General features: G+C 70.8%; 6 protein-coding genes. 3 read left to right on the forward strand and 3 right to left on the reverse strand.

Annotated features, from left to right (window positions below; translation table 11 throughout):
• Window positions 1-11 precede the first annotated feature (11 nt).
• Together NXI30_21945 and NXI30_21950 are read left to right on the forward strand one after the other, a co-directional pair.
• Window positions 12-1283 (forward strand): MFS transporter, encoded by a 1272-nt coding sequence (locus NXI30_21945; GenBank protein ID MCR9096892.1) that lies wholly within the window; start codon window positions 12-14, stop codon window positions 1281-1283.
• A gap of 47 nt (window positions 1284-1330) precedes the next feature.
• Window positions 1331-1966 carry a cytidylate kinase-like family protein gene (locus NXI30_21950; protein ID MCR9096893.1) on the forward strand — a complete coding sequence of 212 codons (636 nt, stop codon included), beginning with the start codon at window positions 1331-1333 and terminating at the stop codon, window positions 1964-1966.
• 12 nt (window positions 1967-1978) lie between these two features.
• On the opposite strand, the gene NXI30_21955 is transcribed toward NXI30_21950, so the two are convergent.
• Together NXI30_21955 and NXI30_21960 are read right to left on the reverse strand one after the other, a co-directional pair.
• A complete protein-coding gene (locus tag NXI30_21955) occupies window positions 1979-2749 on the reverse strand; it encodes a Sir2 family NAD-dependent protein deacetylase (GenBank protein MCR9096894.1) in 771 nt (256 codons plus the stop codon).
• Window positions 2750-2804: 55 nt separating this feature from the next.
• The gene (locus NXI30_21960) at window positions 2805-3857 is read right to left on the reverse strand and encodes an NAD(+)/NADH kinase (GenBank protein MCR9096895.1); all 1053 of its coding nucleotides are present in this window, start codon (window positions 3855-3857) and stop codon (window positions 2805-2807) included.
• A 239-nt stretch (window positions 3858-4096) separates the two neighbouring features.
• On the opposite strand from NXI30_21960, the gene NXI30_21965 reads away from it, so the two are divergent.
• A complete protein-coding gene (locus tag NXI30_21965; protein MCR9096896.1) occupies window positions 4097-5605 on the forward strand; it encodes a hypothetical protein in 1509 nt (502 codons plus the stop codon).
• A gap of 130 nt (window positions 5606-5735) precedes the next feature.
• Here NXI30_21965 and NXI30_21970 read toward each other — a convergent pair.
• Window positions 5736-7548 (reverse strand): hypothetical protein (locus NXI30_21970; GenBank protein ID MCR9096897.1); only part of this gene is annotated, 1813 nt, incomplete at its 5' end.

Here is a 7548-nt window from a genome sequence, read left to right on the forward strand (position 1 = left end):
ATCGGGCTCGCATGAGTGACCCGAACGAAAGCGCGCCCGCCGACTCCCGTTGGAGTCGCGCGACCGAGTCACTCCGGAACACGCAGTTCCGACGACTCTTCGTCGGCAATCTGGCGTTCTTCCTGGCGATGGGCGGACAGGGCCTCGTGCGGCCGTGGATTGCCCTCGAGCTGACAGATGATCCCTTCGCGCTCGGTCTGACGGGGGCCGCGATGGCGGCACCGATGTTCTTCCTGTCTCCCCTCGGAGGGGCGCTCGCCGATCGCCTCGACCGACGGACGCTGATCGCGACGGCGCTCTCGCTCGCGCTCCTGACCGAAGCGGTCGTCTACGTCCTCCTCGTGACCGACCGGATCGAGTTCTGGCACCTCGTCGTCGCGTCGGCGGCGCTCGGCGCCTGCTTCCCGCTCCAGATGCCCGCGCGCGCCGCAATCGTCGCGAACCTCGTCGATCGCAAGGCGCTCGGTGCGGCGATGGGCGTGAACATGACCGGCATGAACCTCACCCAGATGCTGGGGCCGGCGATGGCCGGGACGCTCGCGACCTGGGTCGGGATCGAAGGGGCCTACGGCTTCAATCTGTGCCTCTATGTCGTCGCGATCGCAGCGACGTTCTCGGTCCGCAGCGCGCCGCCGGCCACGCGACCGACGGCCTCGCTCTACGAGAACGTGCTCGAGGGGTTTCGCTATCTGCGCTCGGACCGGATGGTCGCGATCCTGCTCCTGTTCGGGCTCGTCCCGCAGTTCCTGGCGATGCCCTTCCAGCAGGTGCTGCCGGTCTTCGCGCGGGACGTGTGGGTCGTCGGGCCGTGGGGACTCGGGATGCTGAGCTTCGCCGTGGGGGTCGGCGCGATGGTGGGCTCGATGTACATCGCGACCCGCGACCAACGCAAGCCGCGCTTGCCGATGATGATGGTCAGCGTGATCGTGTTCTGCCTCCTGATCGCTGCCTTCGCGCTCTCGCCGAGCATCTGGCCGGCCGTCGTCCTCGCGTTCCTCGGCAACATCGGAGCGAGCGTCTTCCGAACGCTCAACAACGTCTCGATCCAGCTCGTGATTCCCGACGAGGTGCGCGGCCGCGTCTCCAGCTTCCTGATGATGAGCGTTTCGCTTCCACTGCTCGGCGGGCTGCCCGTGACGCGGGTCGCCAGCGCCTACGGCGCGCCGACCGCGGTGGCGGGGGCCTGTGTGCTGGCGCTCGTTCTGGCGCTGCTGTTCTGGGTCGGCAGCCCGAGCTTGCGCGCCGTGGACGAGCGCGTGCGAACGAAGCTCAGGGAGCCTTGATTCGATAGCCTTTCCGGGCCTCCTGTGAGGCGAGGGAGCGGACCTCCATGTTGATCACGATCTCCCGCCAGTACCTGGCCGGTGCGCCCGCCGTGGCGCTTCGCGTGGCCGAGGGCCTCGGCTGGACCGTCGTCGACGACGATTTCGTCGGCGCCATCGCCGAGAAGTCGGGGCTCTCGCGGGACGACGTCGAGAGCCTCGAGGAGAGCGTGCCGACCTTCCTCGAACGCTTCGCCCAATCCTCGGCGCTCTCCTTTCCCGAGTTCCTGGTTTCGACGCCGTCGGCGATCGAAGAGCCCGACGCCGTCAAGCTGGCGCACATCACGAAGGAGTGGATCGAGGAGCTCGGCCACCGCGACCGGATCGTCCTGGTCGGTCGCGCGGCGGCGGCGATCCTCGCGCGCGAACGAGACGTGCTCCACGTGCGGCTCGTCGCCTCCCGCGATCACCGGATCGGCCTCGCGATGCACGAGCACGGCATGGGCGAGGCGGAGGCCGCGGCCTTCCTCGACGAACGCGACCGCGCCCGGGCCCGGTACCACAAGGAGAACTACGGGCGCGATTGGAACGATCCGGTCCACTACCACATGGTGTTGAACACGGAGCTCCTCGGCACCGATGGCGCAGCCGACCTGGTCATCGCCCGCGCCCGGTCGGTCGGATGGGGCGCCTCCGGCGACTAGCGAAGCGACATTTCAGGCGCCCGGCACGAGGGCCGGAAGAATGTCGCTGATCGAGCCGCGCAGGAGGGCATCGGCGATGGCATCCATCTCCGTCGCCTCGCCGTTCACGATCACGATCCTGGCCCCGCCTTCCTTGGCGATCGGCACCATCGACGCGATCGGGTAGACCGCGAGGGTCGTGCCGACCGCGAGGAGCAGGTCGCAATCCTCGGCGGCGGCGAAGGCCCGGGCAAGATCGTCTTCGACGAGGCCCTGTCCGAAAGAGATGGTCGCCGACTTGAGCATTCCGCCACAGGTCCGGCAATCGGGATCTTCTTCGCCCGCCTCGACCCGGGCCAGGGCGCGGATCATCGGCGCCCGCTCTCCGCAGTCGAGGCATTGGACCTCTTCGAGGGTGCCGTGGATCTCGACGACGCGCGCGGGGTCCGTGCCGGCCGCCTGGTGGAGACCGTCCACGTTCTGCGTGACGAGGGTGTCGAGATGGCCTGCGCGCTCGAGGTCGACGAGGGCCTGGTGGCCGGCGTTCGGCCGCTTCTTGTTCGCCTCGGTCTCGAGACGCCAGCGCCAGGACTTCTTGCGGACGTCTGGATCCGATACGTAGACCTGGAGCGTGGCCATCTTCTCGGCGTCCGGATCCTTGGTCCAGAGGCCCTGGGGACCCCGGAAATCCGGGATCCCCGAGTCGGTGGAGATTCCGGCGCCGGTCAGGCACGCGACGGAGCGCGCGTCCCGGATCCAGCCACGAACGGTCTCGAGGGCTTCTCGCGTCTCTTCCGTGCTCATCCGCCGTCCTCTCTGGCGTCCTGGGTGTCCTGGGTGTCGTACGCGTCGACTCGGCCTAACAGCAGCTGCCGGTCGCGCCCGAGCGCTGGTCGTGCCAATGACCGAGGTCGCGGTAGAGCCCCTGCTCGGCGGCGGCGATCATCGTGCGATTCGGATCGATCACCCAGGGTCCCTCGCGAACGACGCGCAGGATCGCGCTCTCGCCGTCTTCGAGCACGATCTCCCGGTCCCCGTCGAAGGCGAGGAGCCCCGGCCCGGTCCAGCGCACCTCGGCGCCCAGATCGACGCGCTCGACCCCCTCGAGCCCGACGTTCGCGTAGAGCCCGGGCGAGATCGGAATCCGCAGGGACTTGCCCGTCGTCTCGGGCTTCGGCTCCGGACGGGTCTGGACTTCGACCGCGAACTCGTCGTCGGCGAAGCAGGGCATGAGGAGCCCGCCCACCGGAGAGAGGCCGACGCTGTCGGGCTCGGCGCGGGTCAGCAGAACGCTCGCGAGCTTCTCGGGGTCCGCCTGCAGGAGCGATCCGGGGTGGTCGTTCACGAGCATCGCGGCGTCGATCAGCGCCAGGCTCTCGCGCCCGTCCTCACAGCGGACCTCGACGATCTTGGCGCGACGGGCGCCGTCTTCGAGGGGCAGGCGCCCGGAGGCGACCAGACCCGCGGCGGCGCCGGCGATCGTCGCTTCCGCGTTGAACGGGAACACGTTGTTGGTGCCCGTCGAGAGGGGGAGGAGCACGACGTCGCGCCAGCACTGGGTAATCGCCCGGCTCGTGCCGTCGCCGCCGAGCGCGACGATCGCGGCGCAGCCCGCTTCCTTCATGGCGAGGGCGGCACGCTGGCTGTCGACACCGTGGCCGGTGAGCTCGGTCTCGAGCAGCTCGCACTCCACGTCGAGGGTGAGCGCCTCGGTTGCGGCGGAGGCGATCCGGAAGGAGTCCCGCGAGAGCAGGATCTTCTTCACGCCCGAAGCGGCGGCCCCCACGACGATGCGCGTCACCTGGTTGCGCTTGTCGTCGATGGTCGACGTCCCGGCGCGTGCGAAGAGACGTCTCGCATCGCGGCCGGAGTGGGGATTGACGATGATGCCGAGGGTGCCCGCGCTCTCCATGATGCGCCGGAGGCTATCTCGTGGCTGACGGGGATGCGACCGAGACCCGAAGAGGATCTCGGGTGAAGGATCGAGGCGTCGTGCGGTCGTGACCCCAGGCGACGCGACTTTGATCGCGGAGCGAGGCGTCGGAGCACGCGTCGGGCTCAAGCGGGTCGGGGCTTCACGCCGATGCAGAAGACACGCAAGTGGGCCGCGAGCTTGCGGAAATCCTCGTGCGGCACCCGGGAGATCCCGTCTTGGCCGAAGCCTCCACCGAACGTCGTTCCCTGCGCGCTCGCCTCGCGATCGCGACGGGGATCCTCGTCGCTTGGAGCGTCTCGGGCGGGCTCGCCTGGCTCGACGTGACGACCGGGGAGGCCCGCGCGCGAGAACGCGCCGAGCGGTCGCTGATGGCGCTCGCCGACGTCGTGAACGCGCTCTACCTGGCCGAGGAAGGGCGCATCGACGGCGAGCTCGCGCGTCTGCGAACGGAGCTCCGCGCGCAGGGCGCCTGGTCGGAGCCCGGGGCCTTCGAGGTCGGTCCCGCCGAGGTCGCGAAGCCGGGTGACCGGGCCTCGATCGACGGACGACGCCTCGAGGCGGCGCTCCGCCGCGCACTCACGCGCGTCGACGCGTTCTCGGCGCTCGAAGTCGTCGTCGCGGGCCACGACGGACTGCGCATTCTCGGTGTGGAACGCGATGAAGAAGGTAGGGCCCGGTCGATCGCCTGGGCGCCGGATGAGCGCGAGGGCGTCGCCAAGGCGAGCTGGTACGCGGGCGAGGTCGCCCGAGCGGTGGAATCCGCCGGACGGCGTGTCGAACGTGGCGAGGTCGCCTTCGAAGGGGTCCTCGAGCGCCCGATCGCGCGCGCCGCGGTCGGTCTCCACGAGCCCGGACACCTCGTCCAGGGAGCGCTCGTCGCGGCCATCGACCTGACCGACCTCTCGGCCCGCCTGGCCGACGTCGTCCCGATGGATCACCGCATGACCCTTCTCTCCGTCGACGGACGCCCCCTGGATCCCACCGCGCGAGACCAGTCGACCCTCGAGCGGCTTCTCGCGCTGGCGACGCGGGTCTTCGAGCAGGCGGGACCGGCGACGAGCTTCGAAGCGGATGGCGCGCTCGTGCTCGGCCGCCCGCTCGTCCGGGCCGAGGGCGGCGTCGCGACGACGCTCGCGCTCGTCGAGATCGAGGCCCCCCCGACCGGCGTCGCCGCCTGGCTGGCCGGCTTCTGGCCGATCGTACTCGCGCTCTTCACCGTCGTCGCCGGTCTCGCGATCGTCTTCGTCTTCCGAAGCGGAGGCGCCGGAGGGGCGACGCCGAACGGGCTCGGGAAGCGCATCGCCCGCGACGGAGCCCGCACGGAGAGCGGGGCGGCGATCGAGCTCGTTCCGGAGACCGTGGCGCTGCGGGCGTGGCTGGCGGACATCCGCGGCTGTCTCGAACGAGAGGCCGCGACGCGTGGGCTGGCCGTCGACCTTCGCTGCGAGGCGTCGATGCCGCCCGAATTCGAATCCGATCCGGGCTGGCTCGGAGGGCTCGTCGTGGCGATGGGCCGCGAAGCGCTCGATGCCACCGCCGAGGACAGAGTCGTCGTCGAGGTCCTCGAGGATGCGGGGAACACGCTTCGCGTCGAGGTCGATGCAGGGGGAACGCCGCTGCGACCGATCGCGGGCATGAACGAGGTCGCGAGTGGCGTCGGTGGGCGCTTCGAGTCCGGCGATGCCGGGCGTCTGGCGCTCGTCGTTCCGTCCGTGCTCGCCTGACCCACGCCCGCTCACTCTCCACGAGCGCGGTCACGCTGCGAACGGCGGCGACGCTCGGAGCGTGCTCTCGGAGCGGTGAGGGTGGAGCGGGCCGAGGGGGGGCGTCTGGCGATGCGATCGGCCGGTCCGGCTAGCGGAGCGCGTCCGCGAGGCAGGGCCACGGCAGGCCGTAGCAGTCGGTGCGTCCGCCGCTGCCGTGCGCGAAGACGCCGACGCCGTGTCGGGGCGGGAGGGATTCGGTGATCCCTCGGCTCTCGTCGATGGCGACCACGGACGCGAGCAGCTGACGCGCCTCCTCGTCGTCGTTCGAGAGTGCGAAGCCGCGGCTGGGGCCGACGACGAGGTCGGCGAGATGGCCGAAGCCCACCAGGGCGATCGCGTCGAATCGATCGACGAGGGCGGCCGCCGGGTCGCTCGCGGCGGCAGGGGTGCCTCCGTCGTCGCCTCGGAAGGGCGGTCGCCCGAGTCCGTCGGTCGATGCCATCGGCTCCGGAAGGAACTGCCAGAGCTCTTCGAGGCGCATCAGCGTCGAGGCCGAGAGCTGGACTGGACCGGCGCCGATGCGGCCAGCGAAGAGAAGCAGGGCGCCGCGCTCGAGGGACGACGACAGGTGGTCGAGGACGACGTCGGGGCGGGCCTGGGCGTGCAGCGCATCCGCCACGAGGATCGCGTGACAGGGCGCTTCGGCGTTCCAGTCTTGCAGGTCGCCCACGCGTACGTCGATCGCCTCACCCAGACAGGCGAGCTCGATTCGACCCCGGCGCGCCTGGGCGAGCTCCTCGTCGACGTCGAGGACCTGCATGTGGATCCCCTCGAGGCCCTGCGCGTGAAGCGCCGTCACGAGACGCGCCTCCGCGTCCGGCAGTGCACCGCCGAGGCTTCGCAGATAGATCGCTTCCGGGCCGGGCGTTCCGAGATGCGCGACCAGTCGGCGGGCGAGAAAATCGGCGACCGAGTCGGCTTCGGCTTCTTCGAGATCGGCCACGCGAGCGTCCCGCCAGCGTCCCAGGATCGTCGGCAGCGCCGGAATGCGGCTCAGAAGGCCGGGGGCGCGGACCGGCAGGTCTGCGTCCTCGAGGGCCTCGCCCGGCTCCGCCACGGCGTCCTCGATGCGTTCCTCGACCGCGGCCGCGACGCTCGGAACCTCGGCCGGCGTTTGCGCGACCGCCTGCGCCGGCTCCGCCTCGCGTGAGACCGGGAGGTCGTCTTCCTCGACGTCCATTTCCGCGTCGACGACCGCGGCGGGCGCCTCGATTGGTTCGGCCTCCGCCGGCGCCTCGAAGGCCGCAGCGGGGTCGTGTTCGGGCTCCGCCGACGCCGGCTCGACGGCCACGGTCCGACTCGGCTCGCGTGCCGGCTCGACGGCTACCGTTCGATTCGGCTCGCGTGCCGGCTCGGAGGCCGCTGGCTCGGCGGCGGGCGGGTCGACGGGAGCGGCGCTCGCGTCTTCGGGCGGGCTCGGCGCCGGGGCGGCACTCGGGTCGTCGGACGGGCTCGACGCCGGGGCGGCGCGCGTCCATTCGGCCTGTGCGAGGGCGGGCTGCGCGGGGACTTTCAGCTGGACTCGCTGGCCCATCGCTTCCTCGATCTGTCCGAGGGTGTTCGTCAGGGTCGCGATCCGCGATTCGCGTCGGGCGACCTTGTCGAGCAGCACACTCTTGTCGATTTCGGCGCGTTCGAGGTCCGCTTCGAGGGCTTCGATGCGGTGGCGCTCCTCCTGGAGGTGCTCCTTGACGTCGACGAGCTGGGCGTCGCGGGTCGAGAGGCCTTCCCGGGTCACGCGCAGGTGCTCTTCGCGCGCGGCGATCTCGAGGTCCCGGGCCTGCAGGGTCTCTTCCAGGGCCGCCTGGGCGCTGCGGAGTTCGTTGTTCTCTGCCTGGAGGCGGGTCGCGAGGGTGAGGGCCTCACGGTGTTGAGCGATGGCCGCCTCGGTCTGCTCTTCC

The sequence above is a fragment of the bacterium genome, from assembly GCA_024742285.1.
Lineage (GTDB): Bacteria > Myxococcota_A > UBA9160 > UBA9160 > UBA4427 > UBA4427.